The 25,888-nt window shown below is 48.5% G+C and carries 17 protein-coding genes and 1 riboswitch; all 17 genes read right to left on the bottom strand.

The annotated features are described in order from the left end of the window. Nucleotides 1-59: 59 nt before the first annotated feature. The 17 genes from A7975_RS19790 to A7975_RS19710 all read right to left on the bottom strand — a co-directional run bounded on the left by A7975_RS19790 (nt 60) and on the right by A7975_RS19710 (nt 25,820). Complete coding sequence (locus A7975_RS19790; RefSeq protein WP_065386220.1) at nt 60-1,658, bottom strand: extracellular solute-binding protein; 1,599 nt, start codon at nt 1,656-1,658, stop codon at nt 60-62. A gap of 142 nt (nt 1,659-1,800) precedes the next feature. Continuing rightward, entirely contained in the window at nt 1,801-2,670 is an 870-nt protein-coding gene (locus tag A7975_RS19785; RefSeq protein WP_053374957.1) for a carbohydrate ABC transporter permease, read from the bottom strand. 31 nt (nt 2,671-2,701) lie between these two features. Then, nucleotides 2,702-3,658 (bottom strand): ABC transporter permease, encoded by a 957-nt coding sequence (locus tag A7975_RS19780; RefSeq protein WP_065386219.1) that lies wholly within the window; start codon nt 3,656-3,658, stop codon nt 2,702-2,704. A gap of 103 nt (nt 3,659-3,761) precedes the next feature. Further along, nucleotides 3,762-5,567: a glycoside hydrolase family 36 protein gene (locus A7975_RS19775; protein WP_255314371.1), complete on the bottom strand. Its 1,806-nt coding sequence runs from the start codon at nt 5,565-5,567 to the stop codon at nt 3,762-3,764. 12 nt (nt 5,568-5,579) lie between these two features. Beyond that, nucleotides 5,580-5,945 (bottom strand): cupin domain-containing protein, encoded by a 366-nt coding sequence (locus tag A7975_RS19770; RefSeq protein WP_053374955.1) that lies wholly within the window; start codon nt 5,943-5,945, stop codon nt 5,580-5,582. After that, nucleotides 5,942-6,943, bottom strand: coding sequence for an aldo/keto reductase (locus A7975_RS19765; RefSeq protein ID WP_053374954.1), 1,002 nt, complete (start codon nt 6,941-6,943; stop codon nt 5,942-5,944). Before A7975_RS19765 ends, A7975_RS19770 begins: the two co-directional genes overlap by 4 nt. Further along, the gene (locus A7975_RS19760) at nt 6,943-8,328 is read right to left on the bottom strand and encodes a family 4 glycosyl hydrolase (protein ID WP_065386218.1); all 1,386 of its coding nucleotides are present in this window, start codon (nt 8,326-8,328) and stop codon (nt 6,943-6,945) included. The genes A7975_RS19765 and A7975_RS19760 overlap by 1 nt, the downstream gene beginning before the upstream one ends. Nucleotides 8,329-8,557: 229 nt before the next feature. Further along, nucleotides 8,558-8,908 (bottom strand): hypothetical protein, encoded by a 351-nt coding sequence (locus tag A7975_RS19755; RefSeq protein ID WP_442950609.1) that lies wholly within the window; start codon nt 8,906-8,908, stop codon nt 8,558-8,560. A gap of 77 nt (nt 8,909-8,985) precedes the next feature. Further along, nucleotides 8,986-9,957 carry an ABC transporter permease gene (locus tag A7975_RS19750; RefSeq protein WP_065386217.1) on the bottom strand — a complete coding sequence of 324 codons (972 nt, stop codon included), beginning with the start codon at nt 9,955-9,957 and terminating at the stop codon, nt 8,986-8,988. After that, complete coding sequence (locus A7975_RS19745; protein WP_065386216.1) at nt 9,950-10,861, bottom strand: ABC transporter ATP-binding protein; 912 nt, start codon at nt 10,859-10,861, stop codon at nt 9,950-9,952. Before A7975_RS19745 ends, A7975_RS19750 begins: the two co-directional genes overlap by 8 nt. Continuing rightward, nucleotides 10,858-11,646, bottom strand: coding sequence for an SGNH/GDSL hydrolase family protein (locus A7975_RS19740; RefSeq protein WP_053374950.1), 789 nt, complete (start codon nt 11,644-11,646; stop codon nt 10,858-10,860). Before A7975_RS19740 ends, A7975_RS19745 begins: the two co-directional genes overlap by 4 nt. Nucleotides 11,647-11,673: 27 nt before the next feature. After that, nucleotides 11,674-12,402: a uracil-DNA glycosylase family protein gene (locus tag A7975_RS19735; protein ID WP_082198311.1), complete on the bottom strand. Its 729-nt coding sequence runs from the start codon at nt 12,400-12,402 to the stop codon at nt 11,674-11,676. Between the two features lie 28 nt (nt 12,403-12,430). Then, nucleotides 12,431-14,215, bottom strand: a complete 1,785-nt coding sequence (locus A7975_RS19730; RefSeq protein WP_255314370.1) for a glycerophosphodiester phosphodiesterase — start codon at nt 14,213-14,215, stop codon at nt 12,431-12,433. A 157-nt stretch (nt 14,216-14,372) separates the two neighbouring features. After that, nucleotides 14,373-16,508, bottom strand: a complete 2,136-nt coding sequence (locus A7975_RS19725; protein WP_065386214.1) for a right-handed parallel beta-helix repeat-containing protein — start codon at nt 16,506-16,508, stop codon at nt 14,373-14,375. 212 nt (nt 16,509-16,720) lie between these two features. Beyond that, nucleotides 16,721-21,793, bottom strand: a complete 5,073-nt coding sequence (locus A7975_RS19720; RefSeq protein WP_065386213.1) for an S-layer homology domain-containing protein — start codon at nt 21,791-21,793, stop codon at nt 16,721-16,723. A gap of 176 nt (nt 21,794-21,969) precedes the next feature. Next, nucleotides 21,970-22,172: riboswitch (cobalamin riboswitch) on the bottom strand. Nucleotides 22,173-22,324: 152 nt separating this feature from the next. Beyond that, nucleotides 22,325-24,310, bottom strand: coding sequence for a methyl-accepting chemotaxis protein (locus A7975_RS19715; protein ID WP_065386212.1), 1,986 nt, complete (start codon nt 24,308-24,310; stop codon nt 22,325-22,327). 145 nt (nt 24,311-24,455) lie between these two features. Next, entirely contained in the window at nt 24,456-25,820 is a 1,365-nt protein-coding gene (locus tag A7975_RS19710) for an ABC transporter substrate-binding protein (protein ID WP_065386211.1), read from the bottom strand. Nucleotides 25,821-25,888: the final 68 nt, after the last annotated feature.

Below are 25,888 nucleotides of genomic sequence, written 5' to 3'. Positions count from 1 at the left end.
GTCGGAGCGAAAAAGCTCCCTTCGCAGGAAGGGAGCCTCTTCATATAGCATCTAATTTATTATTGTCTTTCAATCTGAACGGCGCCCACTTTGTTGTTCCAACGCTCCGTGGCATCCTTAATGATCTCGTCGCCGCCTTTAGCCTTATATTCCTCGATAACTTTCGGCCAATCGGAGATCGGTTCCTTGCCGTAAATCATTTTGACCATATGGTCGATGATGAGCTTTGGCCCAACGTCCGGCTGCGGTGCGGCTAGATCCGGAAACTTGCTGAAAGTGATCAGCTCCGGATAGAAACCGATGCCTGGCAGGCCTTCCTGGGACAATACGTTGTCGAATGCGGCAAGCGTCGCTTTGCCATCATCATTGAGCTCAAGTCTCAGCTTATTGTAGGTGGAATCATGCACGGCCCACATCGTTCCGCTTCTCCAGCTTTCTTCCTCTTGAAGCTCCTTCGTATCCGGGAACTTGTAGTTGATAAGACCGCTTGCATCCTTCGTGTATGTGTCGCCTTCGATGCCGAAAGTGAAGAACTCCTCGGCTTGCGGCGAAACCATCCAGTTAAAGAACTTCACAATCTCAATGGCTCTAGCTTCGTCAACGTTTTTGTTGATGTAGAAGGTTCTAACGACTGGCGAATACAAGAAGTAGCCATTTTTCCCTTCCGGTCCCTTCGGCGAAGGAATGATGTCAATTTTGGCTTCCGGTACGGCACGCCCTACAGTCGTCCGGTAGCCTGGCAAACCAGAAGCGTTTTGCGACCACATGCCCGGCTTGCCGGCATCGAGGCTCTTCGTGAAGTCGGTCGAGGAGATCGTTGCGAACTCCTTCGGAATAAGGCCTTCCTCGTACATCGTCTTATAGGTTTGAAGCGCCTTTTGCATATTTTCAGAATCAAAGAACTTCGGAACGACTTGACCATCCACAAGCTCGAATTGGTCTTTGTACGGCAAGACGTCAAACGCGCCTAAAACGATATCCGCGTACTTGAAGTTTTCACGCATCTGGTAAGGTGTTTCAACGCCGATCTTCTTGAAGGCGCGCAGCACATCGAGAAATTCCTCAATGGTCGTCGGCGCCTTAAGGCCGGTCTTCTCTAGCAAATCTGTACGAATGTACGTTGCGCGGCGGGACGGGCTTTTTAGAAACTCAGGAATGCCGTAAATTTTGCCATCGTAGGATACGGTATCCCAAGCAGCCTTAGGAATAAGCTTCATCAAGTCCGGCGCGTGCTCCTTAAGCAGATCGTCCAGCGGCATGAAGATTCCGCTCTCTACGGAGCCCGACATCGATTTGCTGCCTGGGCCGCCGATGCTGCCTACGACATCAGGAATGTCATTGCTTGCGAACATGACGCCATACTTGGCATCTTCCATGACCTTAATGTCCAGGTCTACGTTCGTCAGCTCCTCCAGCTTCAGCACCCACTTGTCCTTGTTCAGATCCGGCACTCTAGTGTGGTAACCTGAGCTCACCGTTGTTGGCAGCAAATAAGAGAACTTTGTAGGATTCTTCTTGCCCTCATCTGCCTGCTGCTTCCCACCGTTGTCCGTTTGCTCGTTTACAGGCTTTTGCTCTGCCGGCTTATTCCCCGAGCAGCCTGCCGCCAGGCTTGTTGCCAAAACCATTGTTAACCCAATGCCAACCCATTTCTTCATACCATAACCCCGCTCTCCCATGATTAAAATATGCAAGCGCTTTCGTGTTGTATGGAGCAATTATAGAAACTATTTCCAACATTCTGTATGTCAAAATTTAAGCCCGCTTGTATTTTTCTAAGGTGGACCGTTTGAACACCTTTTACGATTTGATAGAGCCGACAAGCATACCTTGGATAAAATGTTTTTGCAAGAACGGATAGACCATCATAATTGGAATCGTTGCGACCACGATAACCGCCATTTTAATGCCTTCTGGCGACACCAACTGCAGCAGCTCGGAGGTAACATCCGATTGGCCGTATTGATCGGTGAAGACGATTTCCCGCAGACGCACTTGCAGCGGAATCCAGCGACGGTCGCTGATATAGAATACCGCATCCGCATACCGATTCCAATGCGCGACTGCATAAATAATGCCCATCGTTGCCATTGCCGGCTTTGAGAGCGGCAGCACGATTTTCCAAAAAGTCCGAAACTCCCCGCAGCCGTCGATCTTCGCCGAATCAATAAGCTCATTCGGGAGATTCATGAAGAACGATCGCATAATAAACAGATTAAACGCGCTGATCGCCATCGGAAGCATTAACGCCCATAGCGTATCTAGCAGCCCCAATTGCTTCACCAGCAGATAGTTCGGAATAAGCGGCGCGCTAAAGACCAGCGTGAACAAGACGAGAATAAGCACGGCCTTGCGGTACAGATATTCCGGACGAGACAACGGGTAAGCAAGCATCGCCGTCATCATGAGATTAATTAGCGTTCCGAATACGGTAATCATGACGCTGTTGCGAAAACCAGCCCAAATGGACGGATCCTGCAAAATAAGCTTATAGCTGCTAAGCGTGAAGCCAATCGGCCAGAAGCTGACCTTTCCGGCATTGATTGCGACCGCGTCGCTCAATGATTGCGCAATGATATGAATAAGCGGCAGCACCATGCTGAGACCGACGATGCCAAGAAAGAAAATATTGCAGATGTTGAAGATTTTTTGACCTCTTGTCATGATCATAGCGAATTTCACCTCTTTTCTCCAAGTAGCGTTAGTACAACCCGTCACCGGTTACTTTTTTGCTGAATTTGTTCCCGACCATGATGAGCGTGAGGCCGACAATGGACTTGAACAAGCCAATTGCGGTCGTGTAGCTGTATTGCCTGTCTACAAGACCAGCCCGATACACATATGTGTCGATGATTTCTCCATTCTCGCTGTTAAGCGGATTCAAAAATACAAACACCCGCTCGAAGCCGAAGTCCAGGAAGTTGCCGATTTGCAGCAGAAACAAAATAACGATCGTTGGCAAAATGCTTGGAACCGTAATAGAAGTTACCTGCCGCAAGCGGCTTGCGCCGTCCATCTGTGCCGCCTCGTACAAATCGGGATTGATGCCGGCGATCGCGGCAAGATAAATAATGGTCCCCCAGCCGCTGTCCTTCCAGATGCCCGAGCCAATCAGGATCGTGCGTATATAAGAGTTCTCTCCTAGAAAGTAGACCGAATCAAGGCCAAAGAGCGACATGATGTGGTTGACGATTCCCGTAGACGGGGACAGTACGCCGACTACAATTCCGCCGACGATGACCCATGACAGAAAGTGCGGCATATAAACGACCGTCTGTACGATTCGCTTGTAGGCCATGATGCGTATCTCGTTCAGCAGCAGCGCCAAAATGATTGGAACTGGGAACGCGAAGCAAAGGTCGTACACGCCGATAAGAATCGTATTTTTTAAAATAGGCATGAACTCTGCATATTCGAACATTCGTTTGAAATGGTAGAGTCCTACCCAATCACTGCCTTTGATCCCTTTAAAAATATTGTAGTCCTGGAATGCAATGACCGATCCGAGCATCGGCACGTAACGGAATATGAGAAAAAAAATGATGCCAGGAATCGACAGCACGTACAGCGGCCAATGCTTGCGTACGAACTTCCATTTGTGCTCAGGCGTCGCGAATTGATACGTGATGCTGTTGGAGCTTTCGAGCTTGCTTGCCATGCTCTCCTCCCCTTTCCTCGTACGATTATAGTTTTGTCTCTCTCACTATAGCTGGGATGTATCCAGGCAGCCATGGTGTAATTTAGAGGCAGCCTGTGTTTTTTTACGACGACACCATTCGAATCACGGCAGTGCCTGACGGCGGAATCGGCAGCTTGTGCAGTCCCGCTGCAAGATGGAGCTGATGCTCGCTGACTACGTTTCCGCAGCAATTGCTGATGACGACATTCGCTTTGCCAAGCGGTGCCGTAACCTCCGCATAGACGTTGTCCTTTAATCGGCCGTTGACGATGATCCATTCCTCACTCGCATCGGTTTCCCTTGATGAGGAGAGCGGAACTATTGCGTCATGGTAAGTGGCAATGATCGTTTTGCCTGCTTTAGAGGTCTGTACAACTGGATAAAGAAGCTCCGGGCTGCCCGGCGCCAGCTTGCCATCCAGCAGCACGTTCCGGTGCTCCGACCAGAAGCCGAGCCAGTAACGCAGCATCCGGCGATGCTCGTCAGGAAGCGAATGCAGCGGCATTGAAATTTGCGGCACGGAGAACAACAGATTGATAAGCTGCAGCGCGGCGCTCTCCACAGGCTCCTCGGGATGCCACATAATCATATCGGCATGCGCGGCGGTATCGCCGCATAGAAGCCGGATGTCGAGCGTACGGACTCGGTTCTGGATGCTGTCGTACGGGCAGTCAGAGGCCCGGAACATATTGCCGTATTTACGCATGGCAGGACCAACGTAAGGCTGGCGGAACTCCACCATGATGTCCGGCTTTATCGCCCTCAGCCGGCTTAAAGAATCGGTAAGCAGCCGATCGACTGCCGCTGGTATGGACTCGCAATCTCGGCCTTCCGCCGTAGACGGCTGCTGCAGCTCGGGGGAATAGAAGGCATCGATGAAATCAAGCTTGAAGCCATCCAAGTTCCATTCCTTCACCGCTTTCTCATACGTATGGATAATATACTCCCGCACCTCGGGATAACGGGGATCCAGCACGCCTGCATGGCTATTCTCGTTATAACGGACAAGCTTGTTTTGAAAGCGGTCCCAAGCTTTGCTGTGCTTGCCGACGTATGGAACGGCATACCAGAGCACGATTTTCATGCCGAGCGCGTGAACTGCGCTTACATGTCCAGCCATATCAGGGAACTTGCTCTCGCACGGCTCCCAGTCGCCTGTATAGGCATATCCTCTCCGGTTGTCCTCCGTCTGCCAGCCGTCATCGACGATAACCGCATCCATACCGAGCGAACGGGCAATCTCGCATTCCGCTTCAACACTTTCCGCCGTCACGTTCTGATGCATGCTATACCAGGTGGAATACATCGGCCGCTTCGCCTCATCCGGCACGGCAGCCGGCTTAAAGGCAGGCATTTCACTCCACCAATTTTGCACATTCTGCAAGCTCTCGTAATAGGGAATGTCCCTAGTATCCACTAACAGCGCTGCCTCATAGTACTTTAGCGGCGCCGTTGGTTCTTTGAACAGCTGGATGCTGCAATGAAATTCCGCCGTCTCCTCGCGAATGCCCCCGGCGTAATGAGTCGTGTGAAGAGCGTCCGAGAAAGCATAGGTCAGCCTATTGTTTCCGTTTAGATTGAAAAGCGAATAAACAGGCGCTGACGTCGCGGCATTTGCACGAAGATCGCGCATCCAATCCGCCTTGAAGCTCTTGTTCCGATCCTGCGCAGGATGCCAGCTTGCCTGAATGTCATCAGCCGGATGCTGCCAGCGCAGCGTCAGAACCGGCGGCTTCAGAAGCTGCTCCGCCTTCATGATAAGCCGAATGACGTCAATGCCATCCCCTTTGTTCTCTACAGCCAAGGAGATGGCAAATCGGTTCTCCGTTTCGCCCTCTTCTTTACTCGCCAGCATAAATTGATGTTTTTTTGTCGATACGGTAATCAAGCCGCATTCCTCCTAGCTTTGGTTCGGATGGCGATTCTCTCCGGCATGGCACCAGATTGTAACGATCGGATTTTCCTCGCTTGAGCAAAGATGATGATCCTCTCCCGGCTCGACAATGACGATATCGCCAGCGGCAACCGGATGATGCTCGCCATTGATTTCCATCGTCCCTGCTCCTTGCAAAATAATGAATGCTTCCCGGTCGCGATGGATATGGTAGTCTCTACCGTCAGGCCCATCATTCGTATGGCTGCGGTCCCCTCGCTTCGCGAAGGACAGCCCGCCCGAGGTAAGAAAATCGCCGGGTAACAGGTCGCCTAAAAAATGTCCAGCCCCATTCGCGTTGTTCGTAAGCTCATTTAACCTGGCACGGATCATTGCGCATGACCTCCTAAAATCCGCTCGATTCGGTTCAATTCGTCCTCGCTAAAGTCAGGCTTGCTCAGCGATCCGATGATATCGTCGATTTGCTCTGCCTTGCTGACCCCAATCAACGCAGATGCGACGCGGCCCTGCCGCAGCACCCACGCAACCGCCATCTGGGCAAGCGATTGTCCGCGTTCCTCAGCCAGCTTGTTCAGCTCCCGCGACATCGAAAGCTTCGCTTCCGTTATGTCTTCCCGTTTCAAGAAAGCGCTCGCTCCCGCCGCGCGCGAATCCGCCGGAATATCTTTTAAGTAACGGTCCGTCAGCAGCCCTCTAGCAAGCGGGCTGTATGCAATCGTGCCAACGCCCTCCTGCTTCAGCGTTTCTTGCAAGCCTTGCTCCAATCTTCTTTCGTACATGGAGTAATGCGACTGATGAATAAGGCATGGCGTTCCAAGGCCACGAAGAATATCCGCAGCCTGCTTGGTCTGCTCAGGCCCGTAATTGGAAATGCCGACATATAACGCCTTGCCTTGTCGGACCGCCTGATCGAGAGCGCCCATCGTTTCCTCAAGCGGCGTATCCGCGTCGAAGCGGTGTGAGTAAAAAATATCAACATACTCCATATTCATTCGCTTCAAGCTCTGATCCAGACTCGCAAGCATGCTTTTTCGTGAGCCCCGCTCTCCATAAGGACCGGGCCACATCGAATAGCCGGCTTTGGTGGCGACGATCATCTCGTCACGGTAATTCGCGAAATCACGTTTCCAGATCATTCCGAACGTCTCCTCTGCCGAGCCGGGAGGCGGACCGTAATTGTTAGCGAGATCAAAGTGGGTAATACCGAGATCAAAAGCACGGTGCAAAATGCGTCTGCCATTCTCCAGCGCATCGATTCCGCCAAAATTATGCCATAGCCCGAGGGAGATGGCAGGCAGCTTCAACCCGCTGTTGCCACAGCGGTTATAGGTCATAGTCTCGTAGCGATTATTGGCAGCATAATAAGTCATTAAAGATCCCACCCCGGCAAATAAGATTTTGTCTTCATAAGCATTGTTTCAAAAAGCTCCTCCGCCTCATTGATGCCGATCGTTACAAGCGGATCATTGACGAATGCATGGAATGCTAAGTTTTTATCCCGTTCCAGCGCCGCTTTCAAAATAGTCTCCTGATTCATGACATGCCTAAGCACAAGCGAGTTCACTTCAACAGGCAGCTCGCCGGCGTGAATAGGCTTTAAGCTGTTGCCGGAGAATGCGGCATTCGTCTCCACGACCGCGCCTAGCGGGATGCCCTTCATCTGGCCCGCGTTCGGCAAGTTCACGTTAGTGACGAATGATTGAAGGCCAATCAATCCCTTCAGCTGCCGAATTTCTTCCTCGCCAGACGCTTTAAGCGGCAGCTTCTCTTCGCCGCTGATCAGCCTCGCATAATATTCGGCGGCTGCTGCATTTTTTTCGACCCGGCTAGGTACCGTAGTAAGGCCGAACATCCATGAGGCAATCGTCTCCTTGTCCTTCACGTACCACGGCGGCATAAACTCTACGAGATGACGGTCTCCTGCCGCAGCGATAAGGCCGTATCTGATGAACAAATCAAACTTCACTCGGTTCGCTGCGGTGTACGTGTTCGTCCGCCAACCGTTCTTGCTCGTCTCAAAGCCCTCTTGGTAATACTTGTCGACAAACTCACTGTATATCGGGAACAGATCCTTATTGCGGTAAGTCGCTTGATCAATCCATGTAAAATGGTTAATGCCCAGCACATTGACCTGAATATCGTCGCGCTGCACGCCTTCTATACCTTCCATTTCCTTCAGCATCCGAATCAGCAGTCCCTGCGTTCCGAAGATTTCATGGCAGCAGCCAAGCGCCTTGATTTTCGGGAAAACCTCATACATCGTCCGCGTACAAAGCGTCATCGGATTCGTGTAATTGAATACCCATGCATTCGGCGCGTAGCGCTCGATAGCTTCCGCAAACGTCACGTACATAGGTATCGTCCTTAACGCCCTCATCAGGCCGCCCGGCCCCGTCGTATCGCCAACAGGCTGGTAAATGCCATATTTCTCCGGCTCATGCACGTCAACCGCCATCTCCGCGAAAGTGCCGGGAAGGATGGAAATGAAAACAAAATCGACTCCTGTAAGCGCCTCACTCAGCGTCTCATACGCCTTGTATTCCCACTTAGACTTCGCGTCCTCGTAAGAGGATACCGAATTTCCAAGCTTCTCGTTGTTTTTTGCTTTGCCGTAGTCCAAATCATATAGCCGGATCGTCCCCGACAGCTGCTCCTCCAGCGCCAGATCCGCAATCAAGTTTTTAGCCCAATACATCGACCCGCCGCCGATATACGCAATTTGTATCTCGCTTACCTTGCCGTCTGCATACCGCATGCTGCTCCTCCTCCTGCTAACTATTCCACCTCAGTATAGATATCAAATAGTGACTGCGGTATGGAAAAACTTTGGCTCAGTTGTCGTTTTTTACTGCGGGAACAGAAGTAGACCAACCAGCTTGGCTGGTTGGCCTTCTTCATCTCCACTAACGCCATTTTGCGCTGACGCACAAAAAAAAAGAGCCTCCACGCGCAGTATCCACTGCGTATAGAAGCTCTGCCATCGCTTACTTTTTATCCACTTGAAGCAGCTTTACTGTTTTCGTAGAGAAGGTATCCTTCAGCTTCTCCTCCGAAATGACATTCAGTTTGATGAGACTGGTAATTTTGGACGCATCGGGCTTCGATAGCAGCCGCCACAGCTCCGGATCCGGCAGCGCCTCGTATAGCTTAGTGTCGTCGTATTCCTTCCGCTCCTGGACGACGATTTTCACCTTATGGCTCCCAATCTCCAATTCATTTACGCCCTGCTCGGTAAAATAAGTCATAATTTCGCCTCGCAGCTCGGTTAATTCCTGCTCTATCTCTTTTTGCTTTTGTTTTTGCTGATAATATCTTCGCACGGTTTTGTCCACCATAATCACTCTCCTCTTCTACTACATGCATATGCAGAGAGAATGATTTTAGGACAAGGCACAGACGAGCCTTGCACGGATCAATAAATGTCCTTCCTCATGAACACCGTAAACGAGACGAGCAGGGAACCGACCATCCATGCTGCAAGGACGGCAAGCGAGAAGCCCAGCGTCATTCCCTCGATGGGCGGAGCCGAGCCGCTGATGTAATCCATTAGGCCAAGGTTGACCATAAACAAATATTTTGCCGAATCCCATGACGACACCATATTGCTTAAGATCGCTCCCGCGATTAGGCAGGCAAGCATCGTTCCCATGCCGGCAGCGCTGCTTCTCATCAGGATGGACAGCATGAACGATAACGTCCCGACCACCAAGGAAATGAACCATGCGAGCCCGAACTGCTGAATAATATACTGCCACTGCGAGACTAGGCGAACGCCCGATATATCAAGCTCGCCTCCGTGCGTGGAGAAACCGGTTAACACGGGGGCTGACCAGCCAGCGTTGCCGAACATCACCGCAGAGATCAAATAGGATAACGAGCCGAACAGAAAAATAACGAGAGAAACCGATAAAATAAGCGCGATATATTTGCTGAGCAAAATACGGAAGCGGCTCACCGGTCTCGTAAGCAGCAGCTTAATCGTACCCATGCTCCGCTCCGAGGAGACTAGATCGACGGCAATGATCATGACCAATAACGGCAAAAACAGCTCTGCTGAATTTTGCACAAAACCTCTTATGAAGGTTGGTGCGCCTGGCTCGGAAGGATTCACATCATGGTCCAAATAATATTGCGACTGCTTGATCTGAATCTGAATTTGCTCGCGCCACTGCCCTGCGCTGCTCAGCCTGTTTTGCATATCTACGATCTGCTGCTGCAGCTCGGCGCGCCAATCCACTGTGCCCAATCTCTCTTTCGTCGACTCCGACTGCTTCACCTGCGCGTACGAGAACATGGAGAGCAGAACGACGATAATAACCGAAATAATAATAAACCGGCGTTTGCCGATCAGCTTCGTCATTTCATTTTGAACAAGATTAATCAATCGACTCGCCCCCTGTCAGCTCAAGGAATAAATCCTCAAGCGCCGGAAGTCTCCGGTTCATCTCCAGCACGCTTACTCCCGCTTCCACGAGCTTCCGATTCCACTCCCCGACCGAGCCCTCTATGTAAGCTGTCGTAAGCGTATCCTCCGACTCGCTTATGATCGCAGTAAGCTCCTTCAAAATCGACCGGCCAAGCGCATGGGGCATCAATCGCCACACAAGCCTCTCTTCGCTGGACAATAAATTGGAAACCGAATCTACCCGGATGATCTCGCCCTTGGATATGATCGCAACCCGGTCGCACATCAGCTGAATCTCATGCAGCAAATGACTCGAGACCAGCACCGTGAGTCCTTCTTCCTCCGCCAGAAACCGAATAAACGCGCGCATTTCCCGAATCCCCGAAGGATCAAGTCCATTCGTCGGCTCATCCAAAATCAACACATCAGGCTTTCCAAGCAGCGCCTGCGCGATGCCAAGCCGCTGCCGCATGCCAAGCGAATACGTGCTCACTTTATCGTTTATTCGATCCTGCATGCCGACCAACCGAACGACCTCATCAATCCGCTCCTGTGATATGCCCTTAATCATAACGGCAAAATGGCGAAGATTATCCATTCCGCTCAAGAACGGATACAGCTCTGGATTTTCGACGATGCAGCCTAAATGCCTCATGGCCTTTGTAAAATGTTTCGATATATCCAGCCCGCATATATGAATCGTGCCTGAGGTTGGCTTAATCAGCCCAACCAGCATCCGAATCGTCGTCGTTTTCCCTGCCCCGTTAGGTCCCAGAAAGCCAAACACCTCGCCGCGCTTCAGCTCGAAGCTCAAATCCTTAATGATCGTACGCTTGCCGATCACCTTCCGCAGTCCCTGAACCGATAATGTAATGTCGCTCATCGTTGCCCTCCCGCTTCGGCGATCAGTGCGGCTGCCCGCTCAGCCATCAATCGATACCCTTTTTCATTCGGGTGAAAATGATCCGTAAACAGCAAGCTGCCCGTATTCTGCTGAAACAGATCATAGGTCGGAATAAATACTGCCTTTGGATATTTCGCCAGCGTATCCGCTGTTTTGGCATTCCAGTCTCTTACGACGCTCGACATGAGCTCGCCGTTTTGCAGCTCCCTGAACGGGTTGTAGAGACCTAATAAATAAATCGCCGCTTCCTTATTAACAGCTTGAATGCTCGTTATAATTGTTTTTAGATTGCTCTGATACGCGTCCTCAAGCCCTTTAATGCTAGCTTCGGAAAGATCCGATAACGTCTGTCCGCCAAGGAACAGGTCATTGCCGCCAATCGTCATCAGAATGACGTCTGCTTGTCCGACTTGGCGCCCAACTTCCTTCTCCTTCAGTTGCTCTGCCAGCTCTGAGGAGACCAGCCCTTTGATCCCTAAATTAATTAATGAAATTTCCATGCCGCCTTGCTTCAGCTGATCGCTGACATAACCGACGTAACCCTTGCCCTCAATATCGCCGGTGCCTCTCGTTAACGAATCGCCAAGAGCGACGATTTTCAGCTGATTGGACGGGATGCTTGGCTCCTCCGATGAGGAAGGCAGCGATGCTGTGGAACCAGCTCCGATTAAATAATCCTTGACCGACCAGCCTAATCCAAACAGCCATAGAAGACAAGTAAGGACGGCGAAGGCAGTTATGAAACGAACCTTATTGCTGTGCATGCCCATTCACTCCTCTCTGTCATAACCTTAGCGGCTGAACCATTCCCCAACCTGCTGCCGCATGCCGGACTTGCTCCGCTCAAACTGCTTTTTCCGGTGTCCGTTCGCTCCCGAAGGATGCGGCATTTCGAACAAGCACCGATCCCTGCTGACCCAGCCTTTATCCACGAAAGCTTGTACCACCTCAGAAACGGATTTGCCGAGCGGAATGACAAGCGAATCCTTGACCGCAAGCAATTCCGGCAGCAAAATGGTTTCCGCATAGCGGTAAAGCACCTCTGATTTTAAAATAGGCGGACTATGGCCGGTATAGTTTTTCCCCTGTTGGAAAACGGGAAAGCGGATCACAGAAGTCGTATGAAGCAGCTCTCTGTCCTCCTCAAACAAGGAGGCGCTGCTTTCAAGCCCGATGGCAGCCGGCAATTCAATTTGATCCAGCATAGCAATCAAGTTTTTTCTCATCGAGCCCGCGAAGCTGGCAAGCTTTTTTGCTCGCTGATCGATTTGGTCCTGCGGCACTCCCGCAAGCAAATCCTCTCTCGCGCTTCGGATCGCAAGCTCCATCTGGGTAAAGCCCGGCGTAATGCCAATGATCATCACCTTAGCCCGCTCGTTCACGTACTCATAAGGCACATAATAAATCTTCATATGATCGCGCTCTTCTATTAAAAGCTCCTTCACGAACAGCTGCTCCTTGGACAGGCTGCCTGGCGGGAGCGACATCAAGTACGATTTGTATTTTTCAATTTGAGTCACCCATATCCGCTCCCTCGCTTATTGCCTGCTATAGATTAAGCTCAACCATATTGTGCGCGCGTGAAGGATAATCCGTAATGATGCCATCGATTTCGAACTTAAGCACTTCTTTCAAATTGCGCTCGCTGTTGACCGTCCACACCCATACCTCGCGGCCTTTTTTATGCGCACGTTCAACGAGCTGCTCCGTCAGCATCACCTGCTCAATCGTGTAGAAGTCCACATCGAGCTGCGATAAATCCCCAACCGCAAAATAAAGAATTTGCCCGATCTTGATGTCCGGGTTCAGCTGTCTGATCTGCCGCAAGGTCTGACGGTCAAACGACTGAATATAGCACTCCTGCACCATTTCGAACTGTTCGATCAAGGAAACCACTTGCTTAGCCAGCTCCTCGCCGGGGCCATAAGGCTTGAGATCGACGATAAGCTTCGTTTTTCCCTGTACCTCGGCAAGTACCTCGGCAAGCATCGGAATCCGGTCGATTTCCTCTAATTCATTGCCGCCCTTGCCAAGGCTCAGCCTTGCTACCTCATCATAGGTTAGCTCGCTTACCCGCTTCGGCTCACCCGTCATTCGCAGCAAATTATAGTCATGGTTCAGCACGACGACTCCGTCCTTCGTTAGCTGAACGTCAATCTCGACGGCATCAATGCCCTGCTCTACCGAGCTGCGAACGGCGCGAAGCGAGTTCTCCGGCGCAGCTTGCGTATCGCCGCGGTGGGCTGACAGCAGCACATTCCATTTGACATAGACCAAATTATCGTTTGCCGCATAGCTGACAAATAGCGCAAGCGCCAAATAAACGGCTAGAATCGATGAGTATAACACTCGCTTGCGCGTTCTTCCTTTTAGGAAGGACAAGAGGCGCTTCTCAATAGGGCCTACCAAGCGGCTCTTATATATTCGCAGCTGATCTCTTGGCATGGATCCTTGCTTGCGGTTGAAATGATAAAATTGCCTCGTCAAAAAAATAATGTTCACCGGTACGAGCATCAGCGTAAACATATAGGTAAGCACGGTCGATAACGTCAACGAATAATGATCCGACATCGCTTTTAGCACATTAATATCAAGCCAGGACGGCAAATAAGCGACCGCCGAAATCGTCATAAAGCCAAGCGAGAATACGACCGCATTAAGCAAAAATAGCTGGATAAAAATAGACAATCGTTTGCCCTTCGTTAACAACAAACTGCTTCTAATCGCCTTCCGGATCGACTTGTCTTCGATCATAATGAAATGCAAAACGAAAATCCAGCGCAGGATGATATACAAGCCGAGCAGCAGCATCATTCCGAATAAAGCCAGCGTCACAAAGGACGAGGTAAGTACCCGGCTATTCAAAAAGATCGGAACATTAAACTGCGCGTACAACGATGAAGACAATGGCGAATCGATAAAGGGCACTAGGAACAGCAGGAAAAACAAAAGCTGAATAATGCCGAATCCGAACAGCTTAGGCGTCTGCCTCAGCGTCGTCAGAAGCGCATCCGCAATCAATACCTCTTTGCCAAAATAATGCTGCTGGGCAATCGTAATCACGACGCCAAATTCAATGAACAGCACCAGCACCGCTACCAAACAAATCGCAATTAAGCCGGCAACCCCCGTATAGCTAAGCCCGATTTTATATACCTCGCCATTCAATACGGAGCCTGAACCAACAACGCGGAGCACCCGGTTAAAAATAAACGAAATAATCGGAATGATGACAAAGCTCGTCAGCAGCATAAACATGTATTCAAACAACAGATGTTTCTTATACGTATCGCGAAAATCGCGGATACTGGTTCCAAATAGTTGAAGCATCATTATTCATCCTATTCATCAATTTCATGGAGCGAGGCTGCAGCCATTATTGGTCGCCTCTTCCTTATTATAACGTATGTACCTACCCCCGCGTCGAATCGGCTGTACCGAACAAAAAAAAGCCCCGACGACCATTCGTCAGGGCTCTCCAATAACTCTACTATTTTACAGCATTATTTTTTAACATATCATTATTTTTAATGAGCAGCTTTGCCGTGTAAAGCGTGTTGTTTTCGATCGTATACGCAGGTGCTCCTGTACCCGCATACAACGTTGCAATGCCGATTGCAGCCATATTTGCCGTTATCGTATTGCCTCTTATGACGGCTTTAAGGACATCATGCCGCTCGTTGCGCTTCCAAAAATCGTTGATGCGAATAATCTCCGTCTTATCGGAGGTTATTTGGTTAGCCGTAATCGTATTATTTTCCAAAAGCACATTTTGGGCAGCTTGGATGCTGATCACCTGCGTATTGCCAAGCACCTCGAACGTTGAATTCTTGATCGTAAGATCCAGCTTGGGATGCTCGCCGTTCAAGTAAGTGCTGAGATTCGACGGTGATTTAAACGTGCAATTGTCAAAAACGTATTTGCCTCCAAGCGAAATGCCAATCGTTCCGTATTTGCCGGTGCCTTCCGCGCCCTCGAAGACGCAATTGTTATACGTGCCTGGCGGCAGCGACAATCCAGAGTTGGTGTTGTAGCCGATGACCTTCAAATTGTCAAAAATCGACCCTTCCACCACTCCGCCCGACATGACCCTTAGTTTGCCTTCACCGTTAATCGTCACATCCTTCAGGCGGATCGGCTTCCCCCAAACAGACAAGCCGGAGTCGCTTTTATTGTTGTTGTTGATCGTGATGTTGGATGCGGTGACGCCAAAAGCAACCTTGGCACTTATCGTAAACATCGAATCCGTTAACGTCATGCCGTCTATTTTAATATTAGGACCGTCAAACTGGGTATAGGAATCGTTCATTTTGTTATCAATGAATGTCGCGTCATGGGTCGCTATAATCCGTGAGCCGTCAAAATGGTTGTTTTTAATAAGCGCGCCTTTAAACGGATCGGAAATCGCTAAGCCAATCGCGCCTTTGGACGCGAGATGGTTGTCTTCTACAATCGCATCGCGCCCATCGTAAAGAATGACGTCATAAGAAGCATTGTTGTAAAACTGATTGCTCTTGATCGTAATGTTGCTGTTGCGGTGCCCGTTCTCCCCAAAGCCGCCCTCCAGGTCAATGCCTGCCTGAGGCATCGTCCCCTTCATATGATGGAGCTTGTTGTTTGTAATCAGCACTTGGTCGGCTCCACCGACCGTTATGCCCTGCCTTCGGTTATAAGCAAACTCTGAATTTTGAACAACGACGTCGGTCGTTACCGTCCGGTTCCAAACCTCCACGTAAGCACCTTTTTTGGCCGCTTGATCAAAGACCAGATGGAACTGGGCTGCGCCTTCCGGAATTTGTATAATATCCCTAACCGTCACATTGGACTTCTTCGCAAGAAACGAACTATTCGCCTTGTAGAAAAAGATATCAAACGTTCGCGGCAGCTTTACCGCATTCGACAGTTCAAACGTATCTTCCGTTTTGAAAATAACGTTTGAAAAGTTTAAAGGCTCCTTCGTTCTAATCTTCTGCGCATTAGAAACGTTTTTCCCCTTATCATCAATGGCGCCATTAATAAAATGACCTTCGTATAAATCCTTCACGAGCGTTCCGAAGCCGCCTAGAGCAAGGCCATCGCCCGTAAAATTAATCGCTTTGACGCCATCGATCGTAATGTTCGATGCTCCCTGCGTTAAAATGCCATATCCGCTCTCATGTGTCCCAGCGCTGCCCTTATGGTCTTTCTTCGAGTAATTATGCGTTTCTTTATCTCCGACATACGTTCCGCCCTTGAGCGTTACATTATGGATGCCATAACCCAGATACATAAGAAAATAGCTCTCTTTGTCGTTTGTCTCCTTCTGAATCACAGCGTCCATAGGCAGATCAAATGTCATATTGCTAACCATATTGATCCGGCTATTTTTATCGATCAAATATTTTCCGGGCGGAAGCGAGGTTGTCGTTTTCCCATTTTGCGCTGCCCACCGCAGTGCGTTATTGATGCCTTTGGTTGTCTCAACCGGATGTGTTCCATCGTTATGAATGCCAAACCGTGTTAGCTCAATCATGTAAAAGGCCTGCGCGCCTGCTTCGGCTGCACTCGCTACTTGAACATTGTCCTTTGACAGCAGCGCGACCTGCATGCCAAGCCATAATACCAACGCTAATTTTAAAATATTCACTTTGACCTCCTAGTTTCTGTCGAAATTAATCACATATTTAGAAACATTTTCAACACGACAACTTTAATATACCACTGTTATCATTCTTTATAAAGAACAAATAGATAAAAATGTTCGTTCGGGGAAAATCGTTTATCTGCTCGCTTCTATCCTTGCAATAAAAAAAAGCGGAACAAGTGAGCCGTCTGCTCACTTGTTCCGCTTTATGATATTTAAGCTGCAGGCAGCTTGAGGAGCTTATCTGCCACTACGGCAGCCATCTCTCTCGTCACGGCATCTTTCGGAAGAAAGTTTCCGTTCGCGCCTTGCATCAGACCGTTCTGGTAAACGGCGTTGACATAAGCTTTGGCGCCTTCATGAATCGTTTTGTCATCTTGGAACGGCAATGGCTCCGTGCTGCCTTTAAGCTTGAATGCCTTGGCGATCATGATCGCCATATCCTGTCTTGATACAGCTTGATTCGGCTTGAACGTATCTGCCGTAATCCCTTGGATAATGCCAAGCTCCTTCGCACGCATGATGGCTCCGTAATACCAGGCACCCGGCAATACATCCTTGAATACTTTAGCAGCATCATTGGCTGGCTTCTCCTCGAGCAAATTAATGAGCAGTGTTGCGAACTCTGCTCTTGTCATCTGCTTCTTAGGATCAAAGCGAAGCTCCGAACCGCTAACCCCTACCATAATTTTCGCATCAAACACGCGGTACACCGCATCATACGCCCAAATTGAGATGAGCTTGTTATCTACGAAGCTTTGTTTCTCGCCCGTTACGGGTGTGTCAGCCGATAGGTTGAAAAGGGCCGGCTTCAGCTTCATAAATCGGTCATAAGCGACCAGCGCCATTAGCGCTTGCTCAGTTGCGATCTCATTGGAAGGCTGGCCAATCGTATGCGCAAAGCCGCCATCGGACTGACGGAAGCTGAGCAAATTGGTGAGCAGATTGCCGTTCTTTTTCACAAAGCTGGAATCCAGCGGACTTATTCCTGCGGAAGCCAGCGCAATCACAACCTGCGCTACGCTCTCGCTGTTTGATTCACCGAAGGCTGTGTAGCCTCCGTTTTCCTGTTGCTGCGCTGACAACCATTTTACCGCTTTGTCGATGGCGCTCTTCACGTTGGCTTGCTCTTTATACGATGAAAGGGCAGTAATTGCCATCGCAGTAATATCCATATTGTCTTCGCCTTTTTCTGAAAGCGGGAATGCACCGCTAGCGTTTTGCTGGCTAAGCAGCCAGTCCACCAGCTTCGTACGCGTCCAAAGCGCATTGGTCGCGACTTCATACTTTCCGCTATCCAAAGCGATCAATGCGAATATCGGTCCATTCGTGCCTTGGCTCGTCATGTTCGCATGGTTGTAAATGCTTTGAATGAGGTTGTAGCCGGCGAAGGATGCTGGATTCTCTCCGTTTGCTCTTAACGCAAGCGCGATTCTTTCCAGATCCGTTACCTTACGGAATTCGCCTTTGTTTTCTTTTAATAACTTCGTTATATCAACCAGGTAGCTTGCAGGCAGCTTATTTCCTGAGCGTGCCAAAGCAATGGCTTCCCAATCTGAAATGGTTCCCGCGTTTGCAATTTGCTTCGATGCCGCTTGAATTTCAGAAGTAACATCTTGTCCTGTTGCTGACAGCTTACTGCGATCCACAACTGCATACTTTGTGAAATGTGTTGTTTTACCTGTAATAATGCCTGTTTTCAAATCAAGCACAGCAGGAATCGGAATCCATAGTCCTGTCTTCTCATCTAACCATGCGAGAGAAAGATCATTAACGTTTTTAGTTTGGACAGGTACTTTAATCTGAATGAAAACTGGATTTTGGAAAACAGTGCCGTTAGGCGTAAATTCAAAGACTCCAGACGCCAATTCATCGCGCTGTAATGTAAGCTCTTCTATGCTTATTGCTGTATTTTGCTTTACAGAGCCTGCTGGAAGCACAAGCTTCACTTTTGCATCTGAATCTTGAATAATCGTTTCGTTACTCGAAGCTGCACTTTGGCTTAACTTCACTTTAGATTTGTTGAGCAGCTTGATGAGCTCAGCAAGCTCTGCTGCACTCATTGGCGTATTCGCATTGATTGAAACCGTTGTTTGGCCAACCTTGTCAATCGGAGTCGTGTTATTAGCTGACAACGTTAGTTTAGTAAACTCACTAATAACGTCTTTAGAAATGCTGGATGGCACTTCCGGTTGGCCAGCAATCGGTCCTTCAACCGGATTCGAAGATCCTAAATCTTTACCTCCATCAACTGTGTATCTCCAAGCAACCTCGTCATTTGGCTGCAGCAAGTATGCCCCCGCGCTTACATCAGGGAATGTACCATTGACCGAATACATCCAACCGCTCAATGTTCCACGATCAAACTCAGCTAGCCCGTCAATTGCGGATACGTATGTTGAAGGTCCCGTACCGCTTGAAACGACCTTGCCTCCTAATTCGCGTTGAAGAATAGAGAAAGCAGTATCACCTTCTTGGAGCTTTAACGATTTTGATCCAAGAATAGTTCCTTTTATTTTGTCTCCCAATACTTTCAACGTCACATATTGATCAACCGGATTTGGATCAGCCGGACTAATCGTTAATGCGAATGATTGACGAACGATGCTAGGAGAGTTGTCCGAACGATATTGCGTAACTTCTCCGTTGTTTAAGCCTGCCGTTCCAATTCCATTAGGGAACGCAGCTACACCATTATCATCCGCTAATGCTGATTGATTGCCAATCGTAACTTTTGCCCCTGCCGCAGGAGTAACCACAGGCACATGATTATTCCAATCCCAGCCTTCCTTGCTTACTGTTACGGAAAAAGGTTGGCCTGCTTTAGGCGAGCTTGGAGCAGTTGTAACAGCATGAACAAACTGAGTATCAAAATCACCGTAATATACAGTAAGGTGATCAGATTCCTCTAGTACAAAATCAGCAATGCCAACTGAAGGTGTAATCCATTCACCATTTCTCTTGATTGCATACTGCCAACCGTCATAACCTTGGTACGTTTTTTCACTGATTCCAGCAATAGAAGTTACATAATCGCCAAAAGAAGGATGTGTTGTAACTTGAAGAGCTATTTTTTGATCAGCCGTAAGATCTTTTAGAGCATCAAGAGCGCTGTACCCATTTGCAGTACCTGTTGCTATATTCGCCTGCGGACCTTCAATATCAACCGCGACATCAACAGCAAAAGCAACGCCTGGCATTACTCTTCCGGCAAAATCGTACAATCTACCTTTTTTATTGGCGAATAGGCTATACGCGTCTAAAGCCTGTAAAGCTTGTTCCGTCGCCATGCCATTGCTTTTTCCAGTTAATAAATGCGAAAACCCGCCATCTGCTTGTGCAAAGCTTAACAGCTTATCGAGAAGGTTTATTCCATTTTTAGTAAAGGCTACGCCTGTTGGATCAATTCCATGAGCAGTAAGCCCGATTATAGCCTGTGAAATGCTTTCACTGCTTTCTCCGCCATAACCGCCATGTGTTTTTTGATTTATAGACAACCACTGTATGGCTTTCTCGCCCGCTGTCTTCACATCTACTTTATCCATGTATGGCGCAAGCGCAATAAGAGCCATTGCCGTCATATCTGCTTCGCTATTTGAACCGCCCCAAGCAAAACCGCCATCAGGCAATTGCTTGTTAACAATAGCTTCTACTAGTTTATCTCGCGTCCACAAAGAATCTTCCGGCAGTTTATAGTTACCTGAGTCCAAAGCAATTAGACTGTATAAAGGCCCATTTAATCCTTGGCTAACTATCCCTTTGTGATTATATATTTTTTCAATTAAATTATAGCTTGCAAAATCTTCTGCGTCATAGCCTAACGCCGAAATAGCCATTGAAAAACGTGCATAATCCGTTACAAAAGTAAACGTATTATTTGTTTTCTTTAAATTAGCAACAAGCTGCTCGTAGTAAGCTGCCGGTGTTTTTTGTCCAGCTTGTGCAAGGGCAAGGGCTTGCCACTCAGAAGTGACGCCTTTGCTTTTGATATACTTCGCTGCATTGTTAATGGCAGAATCTACTTTTTCAGAACCCTTTAAAATACTTAAGTAATAAATTCTAGGCTCTTTGTTACCTTCTTGGGCAATAACCCGTACAATACGGGGTTTTTTTTCGTTTAGCGTCAATATTTTATCGACTGGCGTGTTAACCGCACCACTCGTGTTATTTACGAAAAGCTGATCGACTTTTTTGGTTGTATTAGCAGTTACCTTTATCGTGTCAGCGTTCACTTTAATATCTTTATAGACATAAACACTGTCCTGTATCGTAACTTCCTTGGAACCAGAACCATGTTCGATACCTGCCAAGGTGATCGAGCTTAGGCTTGGCGTTTGTTCAATTGCGCTGTCTGCATCATGCAGTTGTAGTGAAGTCACTTCTGTACTTATTTCACCAAAAGGACCTCCGTCAATCTGTACGGCAGTATAGACTTTAATAAAATCAATGCTTTCTAAATTAACCGGCATGCCGTTCTCATCAACAGCCCAGCTAATGTCAATTCCTTCACCTTTAGCGTTTGCTGGTACATAGGGATTTCCTGCTACATTATAAGGGGCACTGCCATTGGAATGAGTATCTGTATATCCAAAAGCCGTATTTCGAGTAGTAACTTTCACTCCCGAATAAGTCCGAGCCAAATTATCGATTGCAGGCTGTGCTAATGGATAATTTGCCGGAATGGGATAATAGGAATGTTTATGAAAACTATTAGTCTTAATAAAACCTGTCGCACCTTCGTTATCCGCCCAAGGTACGTTCAAGCCGTTTGGTGCAGCGAATTCTGGATCAGGATTCGTGTATGTCGTTGCATAATCCCAGATCGTTGAATCCTCATAATGCTCTGAACCTGCGATATAGTACCACTTTGCCGGTTTGCCTGTTCCATCGTCTTGTGCGACAGCAACTGCTCCTGGCTCCTCAAATCCACTAAAAGCATTTCCGTAAACCGTAAAATCCACGCCGTAAGGGTGATCCTTACTGTTTTGAACCGGTGCATTTGTTTTAAATACGACAGCACCACCAAAGCCGCCTAAAGACACGCCGCTTGATAACACATTGTTATTCCAACTTTGATTTACGTCCCCAATGCCGCCAAAACCGGATTCATTGACAAACTGACCAGGAGCTGGAAGCAAGTCATAAATGGTAAACGGACCTAAATCAGGATTTGCATCCTCTGCAGCAACCTTGGCCGCTGGCAAAAACGCTGAGCTTGCCGCAGTGATAAATACGGTTAAGCTCAATATTAAAGCTAATAATTTTTGCGATAATGCTTGAGTTTTCATTAGTAACCTCTCTCTTCAATAAATTATGTTCAAACAAATAAAAGCCGCCCTAGGAGGACGGCTTTCAATAAACATGCATGCAAGCATGCGAACACACATAAGCAATGGCGTTTAAACGTAAATATTACGCATAAGTCGCCAATTAGACTGTTTCTTTTTCTCTCCACCCGAAGAACTAGAAACTTAAGAAATTGGCAGGTTTCCTGGCTCATGAGTCATCGTTCCTCGTCGCCTTCCCAGATCATTGATTATCCAGTGGCATTTTGACGAGATACTCTTCATTTACAGTGGCGGGACCGCGACGGAATTGCACCGAACTTCCCTATTAAGCTCTATAGCCAACTACTAAGCATAGAGCACCATATTTCCTTCGTTATATTCATTTGTACTAAAGATCATACAAGGAATGGAGATGGTTTGTCTATACCTAACACAGCGAAAAAGCAACAATTCATTGATGGATAGTATGATATCTAACCATTACTTCACTATCTTAGGAAAAATATAAAATTATGTTATTTTCGCACTCAGCTATTCAATCCTAAATCGCTCAATCGACCGCTGAAGCTCCTCCGCCAGCTCATTTACCGACGACGCAAGTGCCAGTGTCTCAGCAGCAAGCTGATTTTGCCGCTCGGTATCCGCTGCCGATTGCAGAGCGTGGCTGGAGGTTGCTTTGGCTACCTGTGCCATCGTATCAACGGATGCGCTGACCTGTTCGCTGCCTGCCGCCATTTCCTCGGTTGATGCGGAAACGTCTTGTATTTGCGCTGCAACTAAGCGTGATTCGTTCCATAACGAATCAAACGATGCCTTCAGCTCTTGCACGGTTTCCAATCCCTGCTCCATTTCCTGATCGCCGGTATTTACGGCACCTACCGCATTTGCTGTCAAGGCTAGCACTTGATCGATCGTCTCCGCAATATGTCCGGCATGTGCCGAAGCCTGCTCCGCCAGCTTTCTAATTTCATTCGAAACGACCGAGAAGCCAAGGCCATATTCACCGGCATGTGCCGCTTCGATCGCAGCGTTCAGTGCCAGCAAATTGGTCTGGCTAGCAATCGCCGATATTGTTCCTGCCATTTCTTGAATTTCAGAAGAACGCTCATTAAGCTGCCCAATGACATGTGAGATGGAAGCGGTGGCTGCGCCCAATCTTTCCATTTGCACAACGGCTTTGTCCGACTTTTCATGGCCCAGCTCGGCTGCATGCAGCATATCGCCAGACGCTTCCGCCATCACATTCGATGAATGTGCAATTCTTCCCACGCTAGCCGCCATCTCCTCCATCGATCTGGCAGCCTCATCTGCGCCAACTGCTTGATTTTCTGCGCCTAGCGCCATTTCGTTCACGGCAGAAGCTAGCTGCGAAGAGAGCTCTCTGCTCTGGTGCGAGCCTGCGCTTAATTTGCCGGCAAGCTCCGATACGGAAGCGGAATTGTTTCGAATCGCCCGCATCAGGCTTTGCATATGCTCGATAAACCGATTGACCTCCTCCGCCAGCCGCGAAATTTCATCGTCTCCCTTTACCTCTATGCGGTAAGTAAGATCGGCTTCGCTAGAGTTAAGATTGACAGCGGCACGCACGATGCTGCGAAGCTTTCGTCCAACGACCAGCTGCGATAGAAGAAACAAGATGACTAGAACAACGACCATTAAGCCGCCGAATTGCAGCAGTACTTTGGTCCTCTCGGCTGCTATGAGCGCATCCGCCTTCTCCTTGGATACGGCGACGCGAACGGCGCCCCAATGCTTGCCGTCTATCATAAGCGGATAAGAGATATCCCATGCCTCTACCGTTCGTCCATCGATAAGACGGTCATATTTTTGCAAATAGACCTCATCCGTATTCGTATTCATGACGGCGTTATAGCCTGTTTGATCATTAAAAACACGGTTGGCCCGGTAGTTTTGGCTAAGAAAGCCCTCATCTCCCCAAGCATCCTTGGACGCTTCTCCTAATTTGCTATAAATACTATTATGCGTTGCAATATAGCCTGCGTAGCTTGGATTGTCCGAATAGGCAGCCGCCATCGCGTAAATGACATCCTCTTCGTTCATAAAGCTATCCATAATGCCCTGCCAACGGTCATCCGTATATCGATCGTAAGCGCTATCGTATTTCAATTCGTACTGAAAGAGCGGAATCGTTTCGCCATTATACAAAACCGCCTCCTTTGAAGCGTACGCTGCGTCTTTGATCCTATTTGCGGCTGACTGCTCGCTTTGGGGATTAACGGTCAGTTCATCGTTGAACAGATGCTGCTTAAGCGTGTCATGATTCCAGCTTGTCCCGTCTTGGAATACGATGCCTCTATTCAAATCCTGCTCCGTCACATGCTCAAGCGTACGGGAGAGCGATAAGACCAAATCCCGCCCCTTATCCAGCAGCCTCTCTTCAATAGAGATACGAGTTGCTCTCCATTCGTAAATGACAATGACACTGACAACCGCTACCAACGCAGCCGTCATAACTAGCAAAAATTTATTCGTCAACGTGCGAATTTTTATTTTCATATGCAATATCCCCCATCTTTATTGATTTATATTAAGCCAGATCATCCAAATGATCTGTGATATAAATCACACCAAAAACACCCTTATGCCGCAGCAAATGCGACTAAGGGTGTTTTCGTAACGAGTTAGGGGAGCTGTAAACCGTTTATTTCAATGACTCTCGGACCTCTAGCGTCCGTTTATTCCATTTTTCCGTTTCCGGAATGAGCTTGTTAATATCCGCCCCGTCGAAAATGATTTCGTTCAAAATATTGTTCCAGTTGTATTCGGACCATGCCGGAATCGTCACGCCTGGCTGAATTTTAGCGTTTTCCTTCGCGATTTTGACCGCTTCCTTATTTTTGCCTTCCCACATTGGGGTTTGGTCATAATAAGCTGTCAATTCCGGATCGATAACGGAAGCGTTCGCGCCTTGATCGATTTTCCATTTTTGCGCTTCTTTCGAGAATTGGAAGCTGATCCATAGGAACGCTTCTTCCTTGTGCTTCGAGCCGCTAAGCAAGGAAAGCGGGCCATAAATACTGTAGCCGGGCTGGCTGACTTTTCCTCTTGGGAAAGGCAGAACATCCCATTCAAATTTCGCATCCTTCTTCAGGCCAGGCAGCACCCAGTCCCCGCCGATTGCAAAACCCGTTTTACCGTTGATGAACTCTCTTGTCACATCGCCTTGCTCCGCAGCCTTCGCGTTGCTTTGCATCGAGCCGTCTTTCCAAACGAAATCAGAAAGCCATCTTACATCGTTCATGACATCAGGCGTGTTCAGCAAGCTTTGCGTCAAATCCTCATTCATGTAATGAATGTTGGCTGCATGGCCGTCGGCGATTGCTTTCGTGCTAAGCACGCGCATCTGGAATTCCGGCTGCGTCGTCAGACCGTATTCGCCTGCTTCCGGATCTGTAATCTTTTTGGCAACCTCGCGGAAGTCGTCATAGGTCCAGTCATTCGCCGGCATCTCAACACCGTGCTTAGCTAGCAAATCCTTATTGACCAATATCCACATTGGCACGTCTACGAAAGGAACGGCAAGCTTTTTGTCCTTGTACGTCATCGTATCAAAAAAACCTTCGGGAAGCTGAACGTCTTGGAACGTTGGGTCCTTATCGATATAAGGAGTCAAGTCTTCCACTAGACCGGCTTGGTCAAAAGTAATAAGATCGCTGTCGATCCAAGTCAAATCGGCAGGCGTCCCTGCTGCTTCCAAAGTCGCGATAATTTCCATGATCGGCTGGCTGTTAACCGGCACTTGCTCAATGGTGATCCATGGATATTTCTCGTTAAATTTTTTGTATAATTCCGTGTACGAATCCGACCAAGAAATAAGCTTGAGCGTTACGGGATCATGTTTCTCTTCTGGAGCCGGCTGATTATCCGTTGTCGCTGGAGGATCGGTCGCCTCATTTGTTTTGCTAGGGGTGTTGCTGCCGCCGTTGTTGCCGGAGCAAGCCGAAAGGATGACAGAAAATATTAACACCATAGTCAACATCCATGTGAATGCGCGTTTGTTTTTCACTGTTTTAACCTCCTAAAAGTTTTGTGAAGCAAAACTAGCATCGTAAGCATCTACTTAAGTTTTGTGAA

Source organism: Bacillus sp. FJAT-26390, from assembly GCF_001682865.1.
Classification (GTDB): domain Bacteria; phylum Bacillota; class Bacilli; order Paenibacillales; family Paenibacillaceae; genus Pristimantibacillus.
The sequence above is the reverse complement of the archived record's forward strand: the minus strand, read 5'-3'. Positions and strand labels throughout refer to the sequence as shown.